The sequence below is a fragment of the Streptomyces sp. NPDC048106 genome (assembly GCF_040706415.1).
GTDB lineage: Bacteria > Actinomycetota > Actinomycetes > Streptomycetales > Streptomycetaceae > Streptomyces.
On sequence record NZ_JBEZND010000021.1, the window covers coordinates 39,467 to 59,227 of the forward strand.

General features: G+C 71.6%; 24 protein-coding genes and 1 pseudogene. 17 read left to right on the plus strand and 8 right to left on the minus strand.

The features are described from left to right. Positions 1-47 precede the first annotated feature (47 nt). From AB0927_RS21700 to AB0927_RS21740, 9 genes are all read left to right on the plus strand, one after another. A complete protein-coding gene (locus tag AB0927_RS21700; protein ID WP_366669307.1) occupies positions 48-857 on the plus strand; it encodes an SRPBCC domain-containing protein in 810 nt (269 codons plus the stop codon). An 84-nt stretch (positions 858-941) separates the two neighbouring features. Continuing rightward, a complete protein-coding gene (locus AB0927_RS21705) occupies positions 942-1,730 on the plus strand; it encodes an aldose 1-epimerase (RefSeq protein ID WP_366669308.1) in 789 nt (262 codons plus the stop codon). 29 nt (positions 1,731-1,759) lie between these two features. Beyond that, positions 1,760-2,308: an orotate phosphoribosyltransferase gene (gene pyrE / locus AB0927_RS21710; protein WP_366669309.1), complete on the plus strand. Its 549-nt coding sequence runs from the start codon at positions 1,760-1,762 to the stop codon at positions 2,306-2,308. A gap of 146 nt (positions 2,309-2,454) precedes the next feature. Then, on the plus strand, positions 2,455-3,477 hold the full coding sequence (fbaA, locus tag AB0927_RS21715) for a class II fructose-bisphosphate aldolase (protein WP_366669310.1): 1,023 nt from the start codon (positions 2,455-2,457) through the stop codon (positions 3,475-3,477). Between the two features lie 106 nt (positions 3,478-3,583). Continuing rightward, a complete protein-coding gene (locus tag AB0927_RS21720; RefSeq protein ID WP_366669311.1) occupies positions 3,584-5,044 on the plus strand; it encodes an MFS transporter in 1,461 nt (486 codons plus the stop codon). Positions 5,045-5,165: 121 nt separating this feature from the next. Continuing rightward, entirely contained in the window at positions 5,166-5,579 is a 414-nt protein-coding gene (locus tag AB0927_RS21725) for a DUF3151 domain-containing protein (RefSeq protein ID WP_366669312.1), read from the plus strand. 151 nt (positions 5,580-5,730) lie between these two features. Next, on the plus strand, positions 5,731-6,576 hold the full coding sequence (locus tag AB0927_RS21730; protein ID WP_366669313.1) for a tryptophan 2,3-dioxygenase family protein: 846 nt from the start codon (positions 5,731-5,733) through the stop codon (positions 6,574-6,576). Next, a complete protein-coding gene (gene kynU, locus AB0927_RS21735; protein ID WP_366669314.1) occupies positions 6,569-7,786 on the plus strand; it encodes a kynureninase in 1,218 nt (405 codons plus the stop codon). Before AB0927_RS21730 ends, kynU begins: the two co-directional genes overlap by 8 nt. Before the next feature lie 221 nt (positions 7,787-8,007). Further along, a complete protein-coding gene (locus tag AB0927_RS21740) occupies positions 8,008-8,883 on the plus strand; it encodes an alpha/beta hydrolase (RefSeq protein ID WP_366669315.1) in 876 nt (291 codons plus the stop codon). A 29-nt stretch (positions 8,884-8,912) separates the two neighbouring features. Here the strand turns inward: AB0927_RS21740 and AB0927_RS21745 are convergent. After that, positions 8,913-9,329 (minus strand): annotated as a pseudogene (locus AB0927_RS21745) (ATP-binding protein); the annotation flags it as partial. A gap of 211 nt (positions 9,330-9,540) precedes the next feature. Here AB0927_RS21745 and AB0927_RS21750 point away from each other — a divergent pair. The 3 genes from AB0927_RS21750 to AB0927_RS21760 are packed head-to-tail and all read left to right on the plus strand — an operon-like array spanning position 9,541 to position 10,863. After that, a complete protein-coding gene (locus AB0927_RS21750) occupies positions 9,541-10,392 on the plus strand; it encodes a helix-turn-helix transcriptional regulator (RefSeq protein WP_366669316.1) in 852 nt (283 codons plus the stop codon). Between the two features lie 7 nt (positions 10,393-10,399). After that, on the plus strand, positions 10,400-10,597 hold the full coding sequence (locus AB0927_RS21755; RefSeq protein WP_366669317.1) for a DUF397 domain-containing protein: 198 nt from the start codon (positions 10,400-10,402) through the stop codon (positions 10,595-10,597). A gap of 56 nt (positions 10,598-10,653) precedes the next feature. Further along, entirely contained in the window at positions 10,654-10,863 is a 210-nt protein-coding gene (locus AB0927_RS21760) for a DUF397 domain-containing protein (RefSeq protein WP_366669318.1), read from the plus strand. A gap of 42 nt (positions 10,864-10,905) precedes the next feature. Here AB0927_RS21760 and AB0927_RS21765 read toward each other — a convergent pair whose 3' ends face one another. From AB0927_RS21765 to AB0927_RS21795, 7 genes are all read right to left on the minus strand, one after another. Further along, the gene (locus AB0927_RS21765; protein ID WP_366669319.1) at positions 10,906-11,034 is read right to left on the minus strand and encodes a hypothetical protein; all 129 of its coding nucleotides are present in this window, start codon (positions 11,032-11,034) and stop codon (positions 10,906-10,908) included. A gap of 27 nt (positions 11,035-11,061) precedes the next feature. Continuing rightward, a complete protein-coding gene (locus tag AB0927_RS21770; protein ID WP_366669320.1) occupies positions 11,062-11,703 on the minus strand; it encodes a class I SAM-dependent methyltransferase in 642 nt (213 codons plus the stop codon). Positions 11,704-11,773: 70 nt separating this feature from the next. Then, complete coding sequence (locus tag AB0927_RS21775; RefSeq protein ID WP_366669321.1) at positions 11,774-12,226, minus strand: hypothetical protein; 453 nt, start codon at positions 12,224-12,226, stop codon at positions 11,774-11,776. Positions 12,227-12,397: 171 nt separating this feature from the next. Next, entirely contained in the window at positions 12,398-13,234 is an 837-nt protein-coding gene (locus AB0927_RS21780; protein WP_366669322.1) for a Scr1 family TA system antitoxin-like transcriptional regulator, read from the minus strand. Further along, complete coding sequence (locus tag AB0927_RS21785; RefSeq protein ID WP_366669323.1) at positions 13,218-13,742, minus strand: DUF6879 family protein; 525 nt, start codon at positions 13,740-13,742, stop codon at positions 13,218-13,220. The genes AB0927_RS21780 and AB0927_RS21785 overlap by 17 nt, the downstream gene beginning before the upstream one ends. Further along, on the minus strand, positions 13,726-13,932 hold the full coding sequence (locus AB0927_RS21790; protein ID WP_366669324.1) for a hypothetical protein: 207 nt from the start codon (positions 13,930-13,932) through the stop codon (positions 13,726-13,728). Before AB0927_RS21790 ends, AB0927_RS21785 begins: the two co-directional genes overlap by 17 nt. 164 nt (positions 13,933-14,096) lie before the next feature. Continuing rightward, the gene (locus AB0927_RS21795) at positions 14,097-14,738 is read right to left on the minus strand and encodes an MBL fold metallo-hydrolase (protein ID WP_366669325.1); all 642 of its coding nucleotides are present in this window, start codon (positions 14,736-14,738) and stop codon (positions 14,097-14,099) included. Between the two features lie 84 nt (positions 14,739-14,822). On the opposite strand from AB0927_RS21795, the gene AB0927_RS21800 reads away from it, so the two are divergent. The 5 genes from AB0927_RS21800 to AB0927_RS21820 all read left to right on the plus strand — a co-directional run bounded on the left by AB0927_RS21800 (position 14,823) and on the right by AB0927_RS21820 (position 19,744). Then, positions 14,823-15,248, plus strand: coding sequence for a MarR family winged helix-turn-helix transcriptional regulator (locus AB0927_RS21800; RefSeq protein WP_366669326.1), 426 nt, complete (start codon positions 14,823-14,825; stop codon positions 15,246-15,248). A 175-nt stretch (positions 15,249-15,423) separates the two neighbouring features. Next, a complete protein-coding gene (locus tag AB0927_RS21805) occupies positions 15,424-16,383 on the plus strand; it encodes an alpha/beta hydrolase (RefSeq protein WP_366669327.1) in 960 nt (319 codons plus the stop codon). Beyond that, on the plus strand, positions 16,376-17,659 hold the full coding sequence (locus AB0927_RS21810) for an acyltransferase (RefSeq protein WP_366669328.1): 1,284 nt from the start codon (positions 16,376-16,378) through the stop codon (positions 17,657-17,659). The genes AB0927_RS21805 and AB0927_RS21810 overlap by 8 nt, the downstream gene beginning before the upstream one ends. Beyond that, a complete protein-coding gene (locus AB0927_RS21815) occupies positions 17,652-19,067 on the plus strand; it encodes a sensor histidine kinase (protein WP_366669329.1) in 1,416 nt (471 codons plus the stop codon). The genes AB0927_RS21810 and AB0927_RS21815 overlap by 8 nt, the downstream gene beginning before the upstream one ends. Beyond that, a complete protein-coding gene (locus AB0927_RS21820) occupies positions 19,064-19,744 on the plus strand; it encodes a response regulator transcription factor (protein ID WP_366669330.1) in 681 nt (226 codons plus the stop codon). The genes AB0927_RS21815 and AB0927_RS21820 overlap by 4 nt, the downstream gene beginning before the upstream one ends. Positions 19,745-19,761 lie beyond the last annotated feature (17 nt).

The following is a 19,761-nucleotide window of genomic DNA, read 5'->3' on the forward strand; positions in this document are numbered from 1 at the left end:
TTCCGGGGAGGGTACGACCCGGCCATGGCTGGGTAGGCTGAGCCGACATGGAGCACCAGGTCTTCGTCCCGGTCCCGGCCGGGCGTCTCGCCACGGCACTCGCCGACCCCGCGCGCGTCGCCCGGGCCGTCCCCGGGCTCCAGCAGGACGCCGGCGCCCCACCCGTCGCCGGACGCCTCAAGCTGCGCGTCGGCGGACACTCCGTCACCTACCGGGGCACGGCCCGGGTACTCCCCCAGGGCGACGGCAGCTACACCGTCGAGGGGGACGCCACCGAGGCGCGTGGCTCCGGCGTGGTCAAGCTCGCCCTCACCCTGCGCCTCGCGGACGCCGAGGGCGGTACGGCGGTCACGGCCGAGGGCGGCGCGGAGGCGTCCGGCCGTATCGCGGAGCTTCCCGCCGACGCGGTCTCCTCGGCGGCGGCCCGGCTGCTGACCCGGTTCCTGGAGGGACTCGGGGAGGACGTGGGGGAGCGGGAGGAAGCGGCGGAGGTGGCCGAAACGGCGCCGGAGGACGGGCACACGTCCGTTTTCGACACCGAGATTCCGCCATCCTCGCTCGGCCCCGACGCGGACGACGCGGACGACGCGGAGGAGTCCGGCGAGGGCGCGGAGGGCCCCGCGGACGACTTCACCGACACCGGCGTCCCGCCCGCCGAGGCCGCCCACGCGCGCCGCACGATGATCGGCCGCAGCGCGGAGGAGGTCGACCACGCCCCGCCGCGCGGTCGCTATGCCCCGGTACCGGCCCCCCAGACCGTTTCGGCCAACCAGGCGCTGAAGTGGGCGGCCCCGGCGGCCGCGTTGGCGGTGGCTTCGGCGATCGTGGTCGGGCGGGCCCTGCGCCGACGGCGCTGAACACGGCGCCTCCCGGGGGCGCGACCGGCCATCCACGGCCCGAAGCGGTACGCCCGGCGCGGCCACCCCAAGTACTGTCGTGTCGTGAGTAACGAAGACATCACGCTGACCGCGGGCGACGCGGAGGTGATCGTGCGGCCCGGGAACGGCGGCCGCATCGGCGGACTGAGTATCGGCGGCACGCAACTGCTGCGCCAGGGCGAGCGCTTCGGCTGCTTCCCGATGGTGCCCTGGGCCGGCCGCATCCGTGACGGCCGTTTCCTCGACGGCGGCATCGTCCGGCAGATGCCCCTCAACTCCCCGCCGCACGCCATCCACGGCACCGCACGCGACGGCGCCTGGCGCACCGCGCGCGTCACGGAGCACGAGGCGGTGATCACGCACGAGCTGACCGACCCCTGGCCGCACTCCGGCCGCGTCACCCAGATCGTCACGCTCGCCGAGGACAGCCTGACGCTGACGATGGCCGTGGAGACGTACGACGACTCGTTCCCGGCGCAGATCGGCTGGCACCCCTGGTTCTGCCGGACCCTCGACGGCGTGGACGTGGACCTGGACTTCAAGCCCGCCTGGCAGGAGGAACGCGGCGCCGACCACCTGCCCACCGGCCACCGCGTCGACCCGAAGCCGGGCCCGTGGGACGACTGCTTCGGCATGCCCGGGGGCGTCGACGTCACGCTCACCTGGCCGGGGCGGCTGGAGCTGAAGGTGGCCAGCCGCGAGGAGTGGGTGGTGGTCTACGACGAGCAGGCCGAGGCGGTCTGCGTGGAGCCGCAGACCGGTCCGCCCAACGGGCTGAACACCCAGCCGCGCCTGGTCACACCCCTGGAGCCGCTGGAGGCGACCACGACCTGGAGCTGGCGGCGCCTTTAGGGCCTCCACGCAGGCCCTAAGCTGGCCGCATGACGGACGTACGTGCTGAGCTGCTTCAGCAGATCAAGGACAAGGCCGTGGTGCACGGCAAGGTGACCCTTTCCTCGGGCAAGGAAGCCGACTACTACATCGACCTTCGCCGGATCACGCTGGACGGCACGGCCGCGCCGCTGGTCGGTCAGGTCATGCTCGACCTGACCGCCGACCTGGACTTCGAGGCGGTCGGCGGCCTCACCCTGGGCGCCGACCCGGTGGCCACCGCGATGCTGCACGCCTCCGCCGCGCGCGGGAAGGTCCTGGACGCCTTCGTGGTGCGCAAGGCGGGCAAGGCGCACGGCCTCCAGCGTCGTATCGAGGGCGCCGAGGTCAAGGGCCGCCGCGTCCTGGCCGTCGAGGACACCTCCACCACCGGCGGCTCCGTGCTGACCGCGGTGGAGGCGCTGCGCGAGGCCGGCGCGGAGGTCGTCGCCGTCGCCACGATCGTGGACCGGGCCACGGGCGCCGCCGAGGCCATCGCCGAGCAGGCGGACGTGCCGTACCTCTTCGCCTTCTCGAAGGATGAACTGGGTCTGGACTGACACGCCCCTTTGACCTGGACTTGGGGGCGCCGTCCGTTGCCCCCTGTCTGGAAGGCTGTCTGGAAAGATGGGGGCCGACGATGACGTCACCCACCAAGGTCTAGGTCAGGGCCGTACGCAGAACCCGAACCACAAGGAGCGGACAGATGCCCATCGCAACCCCCGAGGTCTACACCGAGATGCTCGACCGGGCGAAGGCAGGCAAGTTCGCCTACCCGGCCATCAACGTGACCTCAAGCCAGACCCTCCACGCGGCGCTGCGCGGCTTCGCCGAGGCGGAGAGCGACGGCATCGTCCAGATCTCGACCGGTGGCGCCGAGTTCCTCGGCGGCCAGTACAGCAAGGACATGGTGACCGGCGCGGTCGCGCTCGCCGAGTTCGCGCACATCGTCGCCGAGAAGTACCCGGTCAACATCGCGCTGCACACCGACCACTGCCCGAAGGACAAGCTCGACGGGTACGTGCGTCCGCTGATCGCGGTCTCCGAGGAGCGCGTGAAGGCGGGCCGCAACCCGCTGTTCCAGTCGCACATGTGGGACGGCTCCGCCGAGACCCTCGCGGACAACCTCGCCATCGCCCAGGAGCTGCTGGAGCGCACCCGCGCCGCCAAGATCATCCTGGAGGTGGAGATCACCCCGACCGGCGGTGAGGAGGACGGCGTCTCGCACGAGATCAACGACTCGCTGTACACCACGGTCGACGACGCGATCCGTACGGCGGAGGCGCTGGGCCTCGGCGAGAAGGGCCGCTACCTGCTGGCCGCCTCGTTCGGCAACGTGCACGGCGTGTACAAGCCGGGCAACGTCGTGCTCCGTCCCGAGCTGCTCAAGGAGCTCAGCGAGGGTGTCGCCGCGCGGTTCGGCAAGGAGTCCCCGTTCGACTTCGTCTTCCACGGCGGCTCCGGCTCCACCGAGCAGGAGATCCAGACCGCGCTGGAGAACGGCGTGGTGAAGATGAACCTGGACACCGACACCCAGTACGCGTTCACGCGCCCGGTCGCCGGTCACATGTTCGCGAACTACGACGGCGTCCTGAAGGTCGACGGCGAGGTCGGCGACAAGAAGGCCTACGACCCGCGCACCTGGGGCAAGCTGGCCGAGGCGAGCATGGCCGCGCGCGTCCTGGAGGCCACGCAGCACCTGCGCTCGGCGGGCAACAAGATCAAGTAATCGGTCGTACGCCGATCACGGCGGGCCCGGCGGTCGTGACGACGCCGGGCCCGCCGTGTCGCCGTACCCGGGCGCGCTCCTGCCGCGAGCGGGTTATATGTGGGGCATGCCCGAAGTCCGGCTCGGCTCGTCCCGGGGTACGTGGATCCTGCTCACCACGGTGCTCGGCTCCAGCATGGCCATGCTGGACTCGACCGTCGTCAACGTGGCGCTGCCCCGCATCGGCCGCGACCTGAACGCGAGCCTCGGCGCGCTCCAGTGGACCGTCAACGCGTACATGGTCACGCTGGCCGGGCTGATCCTGCTCGGCGGCTCGCTCGGCGACCGCTACGGCCGCCGGAAGATCTTCGTCCTCGGGGTGGTCTGGTTCGCCACCGCCTCCCTGCTGTGCGGCCTCGCGCCGACCGCCGGGCTGCTGATCGCGGCGCGCGCTCTCCAGGGGGTCGGCGGGGCGCTGCTCACCCCCGGCTCGCTCGCCCTGATCCAGGCCTCCTTCCACCCCGACGACCGCAGCCGGGCCGTCGGCCTGTGGTCCGGCTTCGGCGGGATCGGCGCGGCCGTCGGCCCCTTCCTGGGCGGCTGGCTGGTCTCCGGGCCCGGCTGGCGCTGGGTCTTCCTGCTGAACGTGCCGCTCGCCCTGCTGTGCGTGCCGGTGGCCCTGCGGCATGTGCCGGAGTCGGCCGACGAGGGCGCCCACGGCCGTTTCGACGTCCTCGGCGCACTGCTGGGCGCGCTGTCGCTCGCGCTGCTGACGTACGCGCTCATCGAGGCGCAGGGGGGCACGGCGGCGGTGGTGGTGAGCGCGGTGCTCGGCCTCGCCGCGGCGGTCGCGTTCTGGTACGTCGAACGGCACCGGCCCAACCCGATGCTGCCGCCCGACGTCTTCGCCTCCCGGCAGTTCACGGCGGTCAACCTGGTCACGCTGTGCGTGTACGCGGCCTTCGGCGGCTTCTTCTTCCTCACCGCGCTCCAGTTGCAGGTGGCGGTCGGCTGGTCGCCGCTGGCCGCGGGTACGGCGCTGCTGCCGACCACCATCCTGATGCTGCTGTTCTCCTCCGCGTCGGGCGCGCTGTCCGACCGGACGGGGCCGCGGTTGCCGCTCACGGTCGGGCCGCTGCTGTGCGCGGCCGCGATGCTGCTGATGCTGCGCGTCGGACCGGGAGCGAGCTATCTGACCGATGTGCTGCCCGCGCTGCTGGTGATGGGCGCCGGCATGGTCACCCTCGTCGCCCCGCTCACCGCGACGGTCCTCGCCTCCGTCGACACCGCCCGCGCGGGCGTCGCCAGCGGCATCAACAACGCGGCGGCACGGGCGGCGGGGCTGGTGGCGGTGGCGGCGCTGCCGCTGCTGACGGGGATGGGGGCGGACGCGTACCGCTCCGCGCCGGCCTTCGACGCCGCGTTCGACCGGGCGATGCCGATCTGCGCGGGGGTGCTGGTGCTGGCGGCGGCTCTGGCGTTCTTCCTGGTCAAGGGGCGTCCGACAGCGGAGTGCCGGCACCCGGAACGGCATACGCACTGCTCGCTCACGACGCCGCCGCTGGAGGGGGAGCGGAGCGGTCCGTAGCGGCGGGCGGCTCGGGCGTGGGGGCCGGGGGCGGCCGGGGTGTGGGGCCGGGGGCGGCCTGGGCGTGGGCGGGCCGGGGCGTGGGCGGCGGCACCGTGGCCGCATACGCGAGACTGAACCCATGACCATTCACGAGAACCTGCTCGGCGGGCCGCCCCCGACCCACCTTCCCGATGACCCGGAACCCCGTGAGCAGCTGGCCGAGGGCACCGCGCCGGCGGACGTCGCCGCGCAGCACCCCACCTCCTCCCTCGCGTGGGCGCAGCTCGCCGACGACGCCTTCGAGCGCGGCGCCGTCGTGGAGTCGTACGCCTACGCCCGTACCGGCTACCACCGCGGTCTCGACGCCCTGCGCCGCAGCGGCTGGAAGGGCCACGGTCCCGTGCCCTGGGAGCACGAGCCCAACCGCGGCTTCCTGCGCGCGCTGCACGCCCTCGCCCGCGCCGCCCAGGCCATCGGGGAGCAGGAGGAGTACGAGCGCTGCGCCCAGTTCCTGAAGGACTCCTCGCCGACCGCGGCGGCGACCCTCGGCTGACACACGGTGCGTCACCTGTGTGGCCCGTCTGGCAACAGGCGGGCCTTGCCGTACCTGGCGTGATTGCGGAGGATGCGAGGTGGGGACCGGGGCCCCCGTGCCGGCATCGGCAGGGGCGGACCGCTACCCGGAGTAACAACAGGAGACAGCGATGTCCCAACAGGCTCACCCCCACGAGGCCGCTGAGCCCGAGACCCCGCATCTCGACTTCGCGGGTACGACGCCGTACGAGGACTACGTACGGGCGGACCTGCTCACCCACCTCCAGCAGACCCTCTCGGACGACCCCGGCGAGATGGTCTTCCTGGTCACCACCCAGGTGATGGAGCTGTGGTTCACGGTGCTCGTGCACGAGTGGGAGACCGCCGCGCAGGCGCTGCGCTCGGACGACGTGCCCACGGCGATCGCCGCGCTGAAGCGTTCCGTGCGCGAACTGGAGGCCCTGAACGCCTCCTGGACCCCGCTCGCCGGACTCACCCCCGCCCAGTTCAACTCCTACCGCTCCGCGCTCGGCGAGGGCTCCGGCTTCCAGTCGGCGATGTACCGGCGCCTGGAGTTCCTGCTCGGCGAGAAGTCCGCGTCCATGCTCGTACCGCACCGCGGCGCCCCCCGTGCCTACGCGGAACTGGAGAAGGCGCTGCACGAACCCAGCCTCTACGACGAGGCGCTGCGGCTGCTGGCCCGCCGGGGCCACGCGATCCCGGACGAGGTCCTGCACCGCGACGTCTCCCAGCGCCACGAGCCCGTGGCGGCCGTCGAACAGGTCTGGGCCACGATCTACTCCGGCGACCAGGACGGCGAACTCGTCCGGCTCGGCGAGGCGTTGACCGACGTGGCCGAGCTGGTGTGGCGCTGGCGCAACGACCATCTCGTCGCCACCCGCCGCGCGATGGGTGCCAAGGCCGGCACCGGCGGCTCCGCCGGGGTGGCCTGGCTGGAGAAGCGGGCCCGCAAGAACGTGTTCCCCGAGCTGTGGACGGCGAGGTCTCATGTCTGAACCCATCCTGAGGGCCAAGGAGTTGGACGCGGCGGACGAACTGGCGCCGCTGCGTTCCCGGTTCGTCCTCGACGACGTGGTCTATCTCGACGGAAACTCCCTCGGCGCGCTGCCCGCGCACGTCCCCGACCGGCTCGCGGACGTCGTGCGCCGGGAGTGGGGCGAGCTGCGCATCCGCTCCTGGGAGGAGAGCGGCTGGTGGACCGCGCCGGAGCGGATCGGCGACCGGATCGCTCCGCTGGTCGGGGCGGCGCCGGGTCAGGTCGTGGTCGGCGACTCCACAAGTGTCAACGTGTTCAAGGCCGTCGTGGCCGCGGCGCGGATGGCCGGGGAGGACCGCACCGAGATCCTGGTGGACGCGACCACGTTCCCCACCGACGGCTACATCGCCGAGTCGGCGGCGCGGCTGACCGGCCGTACCCTGCGCCCGGTGACGCCCGCGCAGGTGCCGGACGCGCTCGGGCCCCGTACGGCGGCGGTGCTGCTCAACCATGTCGACTACCGCACCGGCCGGCTGCACGACCTGCCCTCGCTCACGGCGGCGGTCCACGCCGCGGGCGCCCTCGCGGTGTGGGACCTGTGCCACAGCGCGGGCGCGCTGCCGGTGGGGCTGGACGAGCACGGGGTCGACCTCGCCGTCGGCTGCACGTACAAGTACCTGAACGGCGGCCCCGGTTCACCGGCGTTCCTCTACGTCCGCCGTGAACTCCAGCCCCGCTTCGACTCCCCGCTGCCCGGCTGGAACTCCCACGCCGAGCCCTTCGGCATGAGCCCGTCCTACGCCCCGGCCCCGGGTGCGGTGCGCGGCCGGGTCGGTACGCCGGACATCCTCTCCATGCTGTCGCTGGAGGCCGCGCTGGAGGTCTGGGAGGGCGTGGGCATCGACGCGGTCCGCGCGAAGTCGCTCGCGCTGACGGACTTCTTCGTGTCGTGCGTGACGGAGTACGCCGGGGACCGCGTGGAGTGCGTGACGCCCTCGGCGCACGATGAGCGCGGCAGCCAGGTCTCGCTGCGCTGCTCCCCCACTCTCGGCTCCGTTCGAGCGGGAGGTGCCCCCACCGCGGGTGAGGTCATGAAGAACCTCATCGCGGCGGGCGTCGTGGGCGACTTCCGCCCGCCGGACATCCTCCGCTTCGGTTTCACGCCGCTGTACACGAGCTTCGCGGAGGCGGAGCGGGCGGCCCGGACCCTGGGTTCGCTGCTGAGGTAGCCCCGGTCCCGCCGGGGGCGCGGTTTCTCCGTGCCCCCGGTGGGTCGCGGCGCGACCCTGGTGAGTCGCGGCGCCGTCGTCCACCGCACCGCACCCGCACCCGCCGCCCCGCCCCACGTCGGCGCACGTCACCGGCCTGATACCGTTCCCCGCCAACGGCCGACGAAGACCCCCACCTGGTCCGCCGCCCCAAACCCGTTCCGTCGTTGAGAGGTTGGAGCATGCCGGACGACGCCGCCGCAGCCCGCGCCGCCGCCGAAGAGGAGTCGGCCTTCTCGCACGACCCGGTCGACCCCGATGCCACCGCCTCCTACGGCACCCACCCCGACCAGGTGATCGACTTCTACGCCCCCCGCACGGAACAGGACGCCCCGGCCCCCCTGGTGGTCGTCCTGCACGGCGGCGCCTGGCGGGCCCGCTACGACCGCCGGCACATCACCCCCTTCGCCGGCTTCCTGGCCCGCAGGGGTTTCGCCGTGGCCAACGTCGAGTACCGGCGCGGCGGCGACACCGAGCCCGAGGGCGCCACCCCGCCCGCCGGGCGCTGGCCCGACACCTTCGACGACGTCGCCGCCGCCCTGGACGCCCTCCCCGGTCTGGCCCGCGAGGCGCTTCCGCAGGCCGACCTCCGCCGTACCGTCCTCACCGGCCACTCCGCCGGCGGCCACCTCGCCCTGTGGGCCGCGGCCCGGCACGTCCTGCCCGCGGACTCCCCCTGGCGCCTCCCCGAGGCCGCCCCCTTGCGCGGCGTCGTCGCCCTCGCCCCGATCGCCGACTTCGCGGTGGCGGAGAAGCTGGCCGTGTGCGAGCACGCCTCCCTCCAACTCCTCGGCGGCGACGACCACTTCACGGAAAGACGGCCGTACGCCGACCCCGCCCTCCTCCTCCCGACGGGCATCGCCACCACCCTCGTCCAGGGCCGCGCGGACCTCGTCGTACCCCAGGCCGTGGCCGAGTCGTACGCGGACGCGTCGGCAAAGGCGGGCGAGACGGCGGGCCTGACCCTCCTGGCGGGCGTGGGTCACTTCCCCCTGATCGACCCGGCGGCGGACGCGTGCGCGGTCGTGGTGGAGGAGATAGCCCAACTGGCTTGGTGACAGGGGGTTTTAGCGTCGCTCGTGGCCGTGGCCGCGGCGATCTCGAACCACACGAGCTTGCCGCGGTATCCGTCCCTGGCCAGCGGCTGCCAGCCCCACTGATCGGCGCAGGCCCGGACGATCGCGAGACCGCGGCCGCCCTCCAGATCAAGGGCCGTTGGCGGGCCGGTCGGCTCGGGCGGCCGCGGGTCCGTGTCCCACGCACCGACCCGCAGCATTCCGGCCGACCAGAGAATACGCAGCGCGGCGGGACCCTCGGTGTGCCGTACGGCGTTGCCCACCAACTCCGTTCCGAGAAGCTCGGCCACCTCCACGAGGTGGACCAGGTCGTACGCGGTGAGTACCAGGCGCAGGGTGCGACGGCTGATGGGGACGGCGCGCAGATCGTTGGGGATGGTGAGGGAGTACTCCCAGGGTTCGGTGGCACAGCTTGCGGTTTCGGGCATGTGCTATCTCCGCTTTGACGAGGGGGAGTTGATGCGACTGGCGTCTCGGTGGCGGTGCCGCAGCCGCCGTGGCAGGACGGAGCGGTGCACTTCCGCAGCGTGGTCGTCGCGTCACTGACGGTATGGCATGAATTCGTGCCAGTGCAACCGGCTGTCGTACCCTGACACCCGAACGTGTTGCGTGTGCAAGGCCGTTGGGAGCGTGAGGTCCATGCCGCCGAGGAGTAATCCCACTGCGCGACAGATGCGCCTGGGGACCGAATTGCGCAGGCTGCGTGAGGCCGCGGGGCTGAAGGCCAAGGAGGCGGCGGCGTTCCTGAGCTCGACGTCAGGCCAGATGAGCCATGTGGAACTGGGTATCGCGGCCGTCAGTGAGGAGCGCGTCCGGCGTCTCTGTGCGTACTACGCGTGCAGGGACGAGGCGTTGATCGATGCTCTGGTCGTCATGGCGGCCGACCGTACCCGCGGCTGGTGGGAGGAGTACCGGGGCGTGCTTCCACCGGTGTTCTTGGACACCGCCGAAGTCGAACACCACGCGAAATTTCTGCGCGAGATCGTGATCACGCACGTTCCCGGGCTGTTGCAGACCGCGGACTACGCGCGTGCGGTGTTCGCGTACATGGTTCCCGGTCTGCCGGAGAGTGACCTGCGGGCCCGGGTGGAACACCGGATGCGGCGCCGCATCCTCATCGAGGGCGACAATCCGACACCGTACGAGACGATCATCCACGAGTTCGCCCTGCGTGTCCGTGTCGCGGACCGGCGCGTCCACCACGCTCAACTGCGGCAGATTCTGGAGCGGATCGAGCAGGACAACGTGACCGTGCGGGTCATCCCCGTCGACCAGGACGGTTTTGCCGGTGCGGAGTCTTCCATGATGTATGCGGGCGGCCCGGTGCCGCAGTTGGATACCGGGCTGCGTGACTCTCCTACCGGCACCGCCTTCATCGATGCGGCGGCCCAGCTCGACCAGCTCCGCGCGCTGCTTCGTAAGGTGGAGAGTGCGTCGCTGGACACGGCGGCATCGCGGGACTTCATCCACCGTATGACCAAGGAACTGTGAGGCGATCGTGACGGATGCCCTGCGCTGGCGAAAGTCCACGTACTCGGGCGGAGGCGACGGCAACACCTGCGTCGAGATAGCCCCCCTCCCGACCCGCGTCGCCGTCCGCGACTCCAAGGCGCCCACTCGGGCGGTCCTCACGTTCCCCGCCTCCTCCTTCACGGCGTTCATCGCCAGCGTCAGGTGCCCCGGCGCCGTCCGCTGACCTCGCTGCACGTGCGGCCTTCATCCATAGCTTGACCAAGGAACTGTGAGGCGAGCGTGACCGCTGACCTGTGCTGGCGGAAGTCCACGTATTCGGGCGGAGGCGACGGCGACACCTGCGTCGAGATAGCCCCCCTCCCGACCCGCGTCGCCGTCCGCGACTCCAAGGCGCCCACTCGCGCGGTCCTCACCTTCCCCGCCTCCGCTTTCACGGCATTCATCGCCGGCGTCAGGGGCCCCGGCCCCGGCCGCTCCAGTACTCGCTGAGCGAATGCGGCTGAGGAGGACGAGGAGTCAGGGCGGCCACCGTCACTCGGGCGGCAGCGCTCGGGCTACCAGGGCATCGAGGCGGGCCGCCAGCGCCTGACTGCCGTCCGGTGCGATGGTGTCCAGGGCGACCATGGCGGTCACGATGCCGTCCGCGGGCTCCTTCTGCACGTCCGACCAGGTGTGGGAGCGGCGCCCTCACGCGCGGGCCCGAACCAGGAGGGTTCCGGTGCCCTTTCCTTCCGGGGGAGAGATGGTCTCGACTTTGATGTCCGAGAATCCGGAAGAAGTCAGAGAGGCAGACCACTCCTCCTGTGTGTAGTCCCACCTGGTTACCACCCTGTCATCCCTCAGAGTCTCCACCGGCTGAGTGCCGGCCGTCGGGGGCTTGTGGGAGAAAGCCAGTACGCCACCAGGCGACAGCCTCTTACGGATCAGAGGAAGAAGCTGTGCAGGGTCCGTGAACCAGACAGGCCCGAAGATGGACAGCACCACATCGAACGGCCCGACCTTACGGGACAGATAGTCGGTCACCTCTGCCGTGTGGAAGGTGAGGCCGGGGAGGTGGCCCCATCGGGCCCCGGCCTTCTTGATCTGGCTGGGGGCGATATCCACCCCCGAACAGGTGGCACCAAGGGTGGACAGGTGGGCCAGGTTGCATCCCGTGCCGCAGCCAAGTTCCAGGACGGTACGGCCCTGGAGATCCCCGAGGGTTGATTCATCGGGGCCGTGGTCGGGGTACTGCGTCCAGTTCAACCACGTGCGCGCACCGGAAACGTTGGTCTCCCTCCGTGGTGTCCGCCCCTGGGCGTATCGCTCCCAAGCGTCAACGACATCCATACGGAACCCTTCCTCATGAGGTCACCTCCCCTCGGACCAGAGGGGAGGTGGCACTGCATGCGCTGTGTCGCTACTTCCCGCTGTTGGGGCTGTCCGTGCACCCAGCGTGGCACTGGGAGCAGTCGGCCGTGTTCTTCGTGGTCCACAACTCCGCGTCGATCTCGAAGCCGGAAGCCCGGATGGCCTTGACGGTGCCCCGCAGAGCGGGCGGCTCCTGCATGCCCTCCCCGGGCAGGTGCGGAACGTGATGGATGTAGCGCCCCGCGTGCTGGTCGCAGAACGCCATGTAGTTGATCGAGTCGAGCACGAACGAGTGAACGCCCAGGTCCACGGCCTGGGACGGCCCCATGCGGACCTCGGAGCACTCGGCGGAGGTCACCAGGTAGGCGACGGCCTGACCGAAGATGCGCTCTGCCAGGTCACGGCCCGTGGCGTGATCCCGCATGATGAGTCGGACCTCCCGGTCCCACACCTGGGCGGGGACACAGGTTCGGGGGTCTCGGGCCTGTACCGCAGTTGCCATCGGAGGTTCCCTTCGCTTGTCGTGTTCGGGAGTTGGAAACCCGCCCTGGCCAGCTTCGCCACCTTTTCCGGTCCGCTTGCCACGCCGTCGTGCCTCCCGAAGCTAGCTGCGGGAATACGTTGCACTAGTTACGGTGTGGAATGGCTTGATATGCGCGATGTTGGTTAAAGATCACCGGCGGCAGTGTTCTGCCCATGCTGCTAGACGCTCTCTGGCCTGCTCACCGAAGACCGCATACTCCGCGTAGGCGGTGAAACGATGGAGCAGGTCATGCACGTCTCGGCTGTCGCGGAATACGACTGCGCCTAGGTCCAGTTCAGCGGTTGCCAGGGTGTCGTCGTAGATCGTAAATGTGTTCAGAGCCCCGGAAGTGAAGCGAACTCCCATGGGGATAATTCCGAGCCGGATGTTCGGCTGGTGCGTGAAGGATGCAAGACGGTCAATCTGCATGGCTAGTGCAGTGGGTGGAATGAGGGGATACCTGACGGCCTGTTCAGTCAGGATGAACGTGAACTGTTTGGATCGATCGAACAGGACCCTTTGCCTTTCCAGTTTCATAGCTATGGCTTTGGCCTGTTGTTCCGGGGGTGCCTGGCTCAGGCTGGCGCGAACGTATTCGGGGGTGGCCAGGAGTCCTGTGATCATGGATAGAAGGAAGTAGCGGAAGGTTGTGGACGATGCCTCAAGTCCGGCTAGCTGCAACTGCTTCTTGTCGATTCCTTTCCTTCGGAGTGTCCTCCCGTCCTGCCATTCCGTCTGTGCGATTCGAGCTACAGCCATCACTTCGGCTGAAACGGCTGGGGATGCGTTGAGCCCCCGAAGGAGTTGTTCGACGTCCAGGAGGGACGGGCGGCCTTTGTTGCTCTCGATGCGGCTGATCTTGGACTGCGACATGTTGCAACGTGCAGCAAGCCGGACTCCTGAGAGTCCGGCTTGCTTGCGGAGATGCTTGAGCATGGCCGCGAGTTCACGCCCCGACTGGTCCAGCTCGTCAGGTTCGATGGCCACCGTTGATGTACTCCCTGAACGGCACGGATTCCGTGAGGGCGATCCGCTGGTATTCGATGTACGGTGCCGGATCGCCTTCGTACAGTTCCCGGCTGACCTGTGTACCGTCTGTCGCATAGTTCATGAGGACGACTTCCGACCGGTCGAAGAGCCAGAAGTCCTGAACTCCCTCAAGCGGGTTGGTTCGGTCGGTCACATCCAGAATGCGGATTTCATCCCCGGCCCGTGAATGCACGTCGTAGTACATGAACTCAAAGCGGAGATAGTCGGTGAGCGGCTGCGTGACGATGTGGACCCGCCCTTTGGACTTCCCCTCCGCCTTGAACCTCCGTAGGCCGTCTGTGTAGCCGGAGGAGTAGTTCTCAGGGTCCAGTCGTTGCCCGGACAGGAATTCCTGGATATCTCCGTCCTCGCTCGGCACCCTGTAGACGGGAAGGGTCTCGAGTCGCCACGCCTCACGCTTGAAGCCCTGGACCTTGGCTGTCCAGGCTTCACCATCCAAGAGCACGGAATGCCTCCCGCAGGGTCTCTTCGGGGATCTCGACGAGTCCTTCGCCATCCGGCGCGGTGAACGCCTTGGACACGTCCCCCTGGACCACGAATGAGCCGGACGAGGTTCGGTAGATGTTCGGACAGTCGTCGTTGTTGCAGCTGCCGTTCCCGTTGCCGGTCAGTCGGGTCAGTTCCTCACGAGTCATATCCGCGACCCCCTGATACAGGCCCCTTGCGGGCCGGTCGCCACGACAGTACGAGCGGGGTGGGTGAACCGTCCATGCAAGAACGCGACTATGCGCGTCATTGCATAAAGAGCAGGCCGCGGCCTCGTCGCCGTACCTCCTCGCGATGCTCCGCAGGGGCGGGCTCAGCCGATGTCGACGGACTCGCCTGGCGGCAGGTGGTGGTGGGGGGCGCCGGTGCCGGGGCCGTTGGGGCCCAGGAGGCCGGCGATCACTGTGGTGCCGGTCTCGTTGAGGGCGCCGTCGTGGATGGCGTAGGACTGTCGCGGAGCCACCGCGCGGACGTAGTCGATGAGCTGGCCGGTCGTGGACCAGGGGCCGTGCACCGGCAGCAGCAGGGTGTCGACGGTGGTGTCCGGGACGGTGAGCGCGTCTCCGGGGTGGAACAGCGCGTCGTCGACGAGGAAGCCGATGTTCCCGATGCGGGGGATGTCGGGGTGGATGGGCGCGTGCCACGTGCCGTGGACCTTCACGTCGAAGCCGGCCGCGGTGAAGGCCGACCCCTCGCCGACGGCGGTGACCCGGGTGCCGAGGCCGTCCAGCCGGCCGGCGACGGAGGTGTTGGTCCAGATCCTCAGGGCCGGGTTGCTCTGGGCGGCTCTGCGGAGTGCCTCCTCGGAGAAGTGGTCGAAGTGCTCGTGGGTGACCAGGACGGCGTCCGCGCCCTCCAGTGCCTGCGGGTCGGTCAGTCCGCCCGGGTCGACGACCAGGCGGCGGCCGTCCTTCTCGACGCGGACGCAGGCGTGGCCGAACTTCGTGAGACGCATGGTGGTGTGCTTGGCCTCTCCGGTGGATGCAGATGTACAACCAGGTTGTACATCTAGGTTACATAGTTTGGGTAGGGTGGGGCCATGGACGACGACGCGCTGGCCGAAGAGCTGCGGCAGGTGATCGGGGAGCTGGTCCGTGCCGTACGGGGTGCGGACACCATGCCCTCGGGGGAGGCCGCCATCCTCGGCCATCTCGACCGCGGTGGCCCGCGGACCACGGCCGACCTCGCGCACCTGCGCCGCGTGACCCACCAGGCGACCGCCAAGTCCGTGAAGGAACTCCTCGGCGACGGCCTGGTCCGCGCCGAGCCCCACCCCAGCGACGGCCGCAAGCTCCTGCTGCACATCACCGACACCGGTCGCGCGCGCCTCCGGCGGGAGCGCGCGCAGCGTGCCGACTGGCTCAACGCCGCCATCCGCGACACGCTCGGCCCCGACGAGCAGCGGCAACTCCGGGAGTGTGTCCCCCTGCTGGCCCGCCTGACCGCCCAGATCACCGGGCAGTGAGCCGCTTCGGTGAGGCGACCGCCGAGCAACCCGGAAGGGAGGCCGCGGTCATACCCGTAGTACCTGAGAGCTACCTCGCGGGACAGCTCCCCGGCGGGACGCCGACGACCACGCTCGCTTCCTAACTTCCTTTGCAGCCAAGCCCGATGGCCGGGCCGGCTGGAAGGAAGCCGTCATGGGGCGCCCATCGCACCGCACCCGCCGTACCCTCGTCGCCGCGCTCCTCGCCGCGGCCCTCACCGTCCCCCTCTCCGCGGCCGCCCGCCCCCGCGTCCCGGCGCCCGCCCCCGCGGCCCTTCCCGCGCTCACCCCGGCCACCCTCGCCACCGTCTACGCCGCGAACCGTGCCGACGCCGCCCGTGCCGCCCGCATGGCCGCCGCCCACGGTGACTCCCGCCGCGCCGCCGCCGACCGGGCGCTGGCCTCGACGCGGCGCCGGCTGCTGGCCTTCGACGGGCGGGGCGACGGCCTGGCCACCGAGGTGTTCGGGGACCTCGCCCCCGCCGACCGCATCGCGGTCCTGGTCCCGGGCTCGGACACCTCCCTCGACACCTACGCCCGCTTCCACCGCGCGGCCAAGGCCCTGTACACGGCCGCCGGCCGCGCCCGGGGCCCCCGTACCGCCGTCGTCGCCTGGCTCGGCTACGCCACCCCCGCCACCGTCAGCACGACGGTCGCCACCACCGGCCGCGCCGACGAGGCGGCGCCCCGACTCCGCGCGCTCGTACGGCAGTTGCGGGACCTCGCCCCCGCCCGCGCGCACCTCTCCCTCGTCTGCCACTCCTACGGCTCCGTCGTCTGCGGCCGGGCCGCGCGCGGTCTCGACGTGGCCGACATCGCCCTGGTCGGCAGCCCCGGCACCGGCGCGGACGACGTGTCCGGCCTGGGCGCCCGCGCCCGCGTCTGGGCGGCCCGCGGCACCGGCGACTGGGTGGCCCACGTGCCGCATGTGCGGGTCGACCTGCTCCTCGCCACCGTCGGCCTGGGCGCCGACCCCGTCTCCCGGTCCTTCGGCGCCCGGGTCTTCGACGCGGGCACGGCCGACCACAGCGGCTACTTCACCCCGGGCTCGGCCTCCCTCGCCAACCTGGCCCGGATCATCCGCGGCGAGACCTCGGAGGTCACCGGTGCCTGACGACGACGGACGTACCGCGCACGGCATCCGGCGGGCGATACGGCACGGCGCGCGCCGCGTCGACGCCGCCACCCCCGCCTCCCGCGACCGCGCCGTGGACGCCCTGCGGGCCTGCGGGATCCTCGGTGTCGTCCTCGGCCACTGGCTGGTCACCGCGCTGGTCGCCCACGACGGCGGCCTGCACACCGCCAGTCCCCTGGGGCGCATGCCGTGGCTGGCCCCGATCTCCTGGGGCTTCCAGACCCTGGCGCTGTTCTTCCTGGTGGGCGGGCACGTGGCCACCACAAGCCTCGCTTCCGCGCGCGCCCGCGGCCTGACGTACGGCCAGTGGCTGCGGGCCCGCCTCGCCCGCCTCGTCCGTCCGGTCCTCGCCCTCCTCGCCCTGTGGGCCGTGGTCACCGCGGGCCTGCTGTGCGCCGGCGCCCCGGCGGACACCGTCCACACCCTCGTCAAACTCGCCCTGTCCCCGCTGTGGTTCCTGCTGGTCTTCGCCGCGCTGACCGCCGCGACCCCCCTCGTCGCCCGGCTGCACCCCCTGTGGCCCCTCGCCGTGGTCCTGCACGTGGACGTGCTGCGCTTCGGCCTGCACCTCGGCCCCTCCTGGCTCGGCTGGGCGAACCTGCCCGCCGGCTGGCTGGTCCCCTACACCCTCGGCGCCGCCTGGACCCGCGGCGAACTGGACACCCGCCGCGCGGGCTGGACCCTGCTGGCCTGCGGTACGGCGGCCACCGCGGCCCTCGTCGGCTGGGCGGGCTACCCGGCCGCCATGGTCGGCGTCCCCGGCGCGGCGATCTCCAACCTGGACCCGCCGACCCTCGCCGCCGTCACCTTCGGCCTCGCCCAGTGCGGCCTGGCGCTGCTGCTGCGCGACCGGCTGCGCCGCGCGATGCGCCGCCCCCTGCCGTGGGCGGCCGTGGCCACGGTCAACCTCTCCGCGATGACGGTCTTCCTGTGGCACCAGACCGCCCTGATGGCCACGACGGCCGCGCTGCTCCCGGCCGGCCGCCTGCCCGGCCTGCACACCGGCCCCGACGGCCCGGCCTGGATCGCCGCCCGGCTCGTCTGGCTCCCGGTGTTCGCGCTGGTCCTGACGGTGTGCTGGGGCGCGTTCCGGTCGTACGAGCAGGGCGGCGGCCGGCGCTCGCGCGGGCGGCGGGGCCGGGTGGTCAGGGTGCACCGGGGCCGGGTGGTGCGGGTGCACCGGGGCGCCGGGGGTGGCGTGGGGGACCAGGAGGCGGGGGCTGTCCCCCGTGTTCCGCGAGGTCCCCGTGTCTAAGGTGGACGGCGTGACGGAAACGGGGGGTCGTCAGGAGTTCGCGCTGCTCGCGGGCCAGGGGCGGCGGTGGCTGCGGATGCTGCGCGACGATCTGTGGACGGCGCGGCGCGATCCGCTGCCCGTCTCCGTCTGGCTGCGCTGGCTGCCGCACGGAGTGGTGTGGCTGGCCGCGCTCGGGGTCGCGCTCGGCGGCGTGGCGCAGCTCGCGAACAACGGGGGGCTGAACCTGGGCGCCTCCTTCGCGATCGGCCTCCCGCAGGCGGGCGCGGCCGTGCTCGCGCTGCGGCGGCCGATCACGGCCTGGTGGCTGTCCATGGCGGCGACCCTGGCCTGCGCCGTCGCGGTCCACGGCCACCTGGGCCGGATACCCGGCGTGGTGTTCTCCTGGCCCTGGACCGCCGCCGGGATCATCGCCCACCTGCTGGTCATGCTGCTGCTCGCGCTGCGCGTGCGCGCCCGGGTGGCGGTCGAGGCGCTGGTCCTGACCGCGCTGCTCACCTGGGCCCTGGAGTCCGGCTGGGGCGGGGCCGGCTACCAGCCGACCGGGGCCGCCGCGGTGATCCTGTCCGCGGTGGTCGCGGTGGTCGGCATCGCCCTGCGCGGCCGACAGCAGGCGCGCGCCGAACTCGTGGAGCAGACCACCCTCACCGCCGAGGAGCGGGCCCGCCGCACCCTCCTGGAGGAGCGCAGCCGGATCGCCCGGGAGCTGCACGACGTGGTGGCTCACCACATGTCGGTCATCTCCATCCAGGCCCAGGTCGCCCCCCACCTCGTGGAGCGGCCGTCGCCCGAACTGGTCGAGAACCTCGCGGGCATCCGGCAGAACGCGCTGGAGGCCCTGACCGAACTGCGCCGGGTCCTCGGGGTGCTGCGCGCCGAGCACCCCGAGGATCCCGAGGGCCCCTACGGGCTCGGCGCGCCCGGCACCGGAGCCGCCCCCGACGCCCCCCAGCCCACCCTGGCCCGGCTCGACACCCTCATCGAGAACACGCGCGCCGCGGGTCTCGACGTGAGCGCCGAGGTGCGGGGCGCGGTGCGGTCGTACACCCCGGGCGTGGAGCTGTCGGCGTACCGGATCGTGCAGGAGGCGCTGAGCAACGCGCTGCGGCACGCGCCGGGATCCCGGGTGCGCGTCGAGGTCGTCCACCGCCCGGACGGCGTCCACCTGGAGGTCGCCAACTCCCGTCCCCGGCAGGCGGTCCCGCCCTCGCCGGGGGCCGGGCACGGGCTGCTCGGCATGCGCGAGCGCGCGGCGATGCTCGGCGGCCGGGTCACCGCGGCCCCGACCGAGCGGGGCGGCTTCACGGTCACGGCCTTCCTCCCCGGCGACAGCGCGCGGCCCGACGGCACCCCGCCCGACGGCCCGTCGCCGGCCCCCTCGCCCACGACAGGAGAACAGACCCCATGACCAGCGGCGCCGGCACCATCCGCGTACTCATCGCCGACGACCAGGAGATGGTCCGGCAGGGCTTCACCGTGCTGCTCAACGCTCAGCCCGGCATCGAGGTGGCCGGCCAGGCGGTGGACGGCCGGGAGGCGATCACGAAGTCCGCCGAACTGGAGCCGGACGTCGTCCTGATGGACATCCGCATGCCCGGACTCGGCGGCATCCAGGCCACGGAACACATCACGGTCGCCCAACCGGCGGTGAAGGTCCTGGTGTTGACCACCTTCGACCTGGACGAGTACGTGTACGACGCGCTGCGTGCCGGCGCCTCCGGGTTCCTGCTCAAGGACGCCTCCGCCGACAAACTCGCCGAGGCGGTACGGGTGGTGGCCGGCGGCGATGCCCTGCTCGCCCCCGGTGTCACCCGCCGCCTCATCGCCGAGTTCTCCCGCCTGGACGGCGGCCGCCGCTCCCCGCTGCGCCGGCGCGTGGGCGAACTCACCGAACGGGAGACGGAGGTGCTCGCGCTGATCGCGCAGGGGCTGAGCAACGCGGAGATAGCGGTCCGGCTGGTGGTGGCCGAGCAGACGGTGAAGACGCATGTGGGCCGGATCCTGGTGAAGCTGGGGCTGCGGGACCGTACGCAGGCGGCGATCTTCGCGTACGAGTCGGGGCTGATCCGGCCGGGGACGCGGTGAGTCCCGTAGGGGTCGGG

What these genes read in the sequence shown, in the direction of transcription:
- AB0927_RS21700 (WP_366669307.1), top strand. Translation starts at nt 48, where the DNA reads ATGGAGCACCAGGTCTTCGTCCCGGTCCCGGCCGGGCGTCTCGCCACG.
- pyrE (WP_366669309.1), top strand. Translation starts at nt 1,760, where the DNA reads ATGACGGACGTACGTGCTGAGCTGCTTCAGCAGATCAAGGACAAGGCC.
- fbaA (WP_366669310.1), top strand. Translation starts at nt 2,455, where the DNA reads ATGCCCATCGCAACCCCCGAGGTCTACACCGAGATGCTCGACCGGGCG.
- AB0927_RS21720 (WP_366669311.1), top strand. Translation starts at nt 3,584, where the DNA reads ATGCCCGAAGTCCGGCTCGGCTCGTCCCGGGGTACGTGGATCCTGCTC.
- AB0927_RS21725 (WP_366669312.1), top strand. Translation starts at nt 5,166, where the DNA reads ATGACCATTCACGAGAACCTGCTCGGCGGGCCGCCCCCGACCCACCTT.
- AB0927_RS21730 (WP_366669313.1), top strand. Translation starts at nt 5,731, where the DNA reads ATGTCCCAACAGGCTCACCCCCACGAGGCCGCTGAGCCCGAGACCCCG.
- kynU (WP_366669314.1), top strand. Translation starts at nt 6,569, where the DNA reads ATGTCTGAACCCATCCTGAGGGCCAAGGAGTTGGACGCGGCGGACGAA.
- AB0927_RS21740 (WP_366669315.1), top strand. Translation starts at nt 8,008, where the DNA reads ATGCCGGACGACGCCGCCGCAGCCCGCGCCGCCGCCGAAGAGGAGTCG.
- AB0927_RS21750 (WP_366669316.1), top strand. Translation starts at nt 9,541, where the DNA reads ATGCCGCCGAGGAGTAATCCCACTGCGCGACAGATGCGCCTGGGGACC.
- AB0927_RS21770 (WP_366669320.1), bottom strand. Translation starts at nt 11,703, where the DNA reads ATGGATGTCGTTGACGCTTGGGAGCGATACGCCCAGGGGCGGACACCA.
- AB0927_RS21775 (WP_366669321.1), bottom strand. Translation starts at nt 12,226, where the DNA reads ATGGCAACTGCGGTACAGGCCCGAGACCCCCGAACCTGTGTCCCCGCC.
- AB0927_RS21790 (WP_366669324.1), bottom strand. Translation starts at nt 13,932, where the DNA reads ATGACTCGTGAGGAACTGACCCGACTGACCGGCAACGGGAACGGCAGC.
- AB0927_RS21795 (WP_366669325.1), bottom strand. Translation starts at nt 14,738, where the DNA reads ATGCGTCTCACGAAGTTCGGCCACGCCTGCGTCCGCGTCGAGAAGGAC.
- AB0927_RS21800 (WP_366669326.1), top strand. Translation starts at nt 14,823, where the DNA reads ATGGACGACGACGCGCTGGCCGAAGAGCTGCGGCAGGTGATCGGGGAG.
- AB0927_RS21805 (WP_366669327.1), top strand. Translation starts at nt 15,424, where the DNA reads ATGGGGCGCCCATCGCACCGCACCCGCCGTACCCTCGTCGCCGCGCTC.
- AB0927_RS21820 (WP_366669330.1), top strand. Translation starts at nt 19,064, where the DNA reads ATGACCAGCGGCGCCGGCACCATCCGCGTACTCATCGCCGACGACCAG.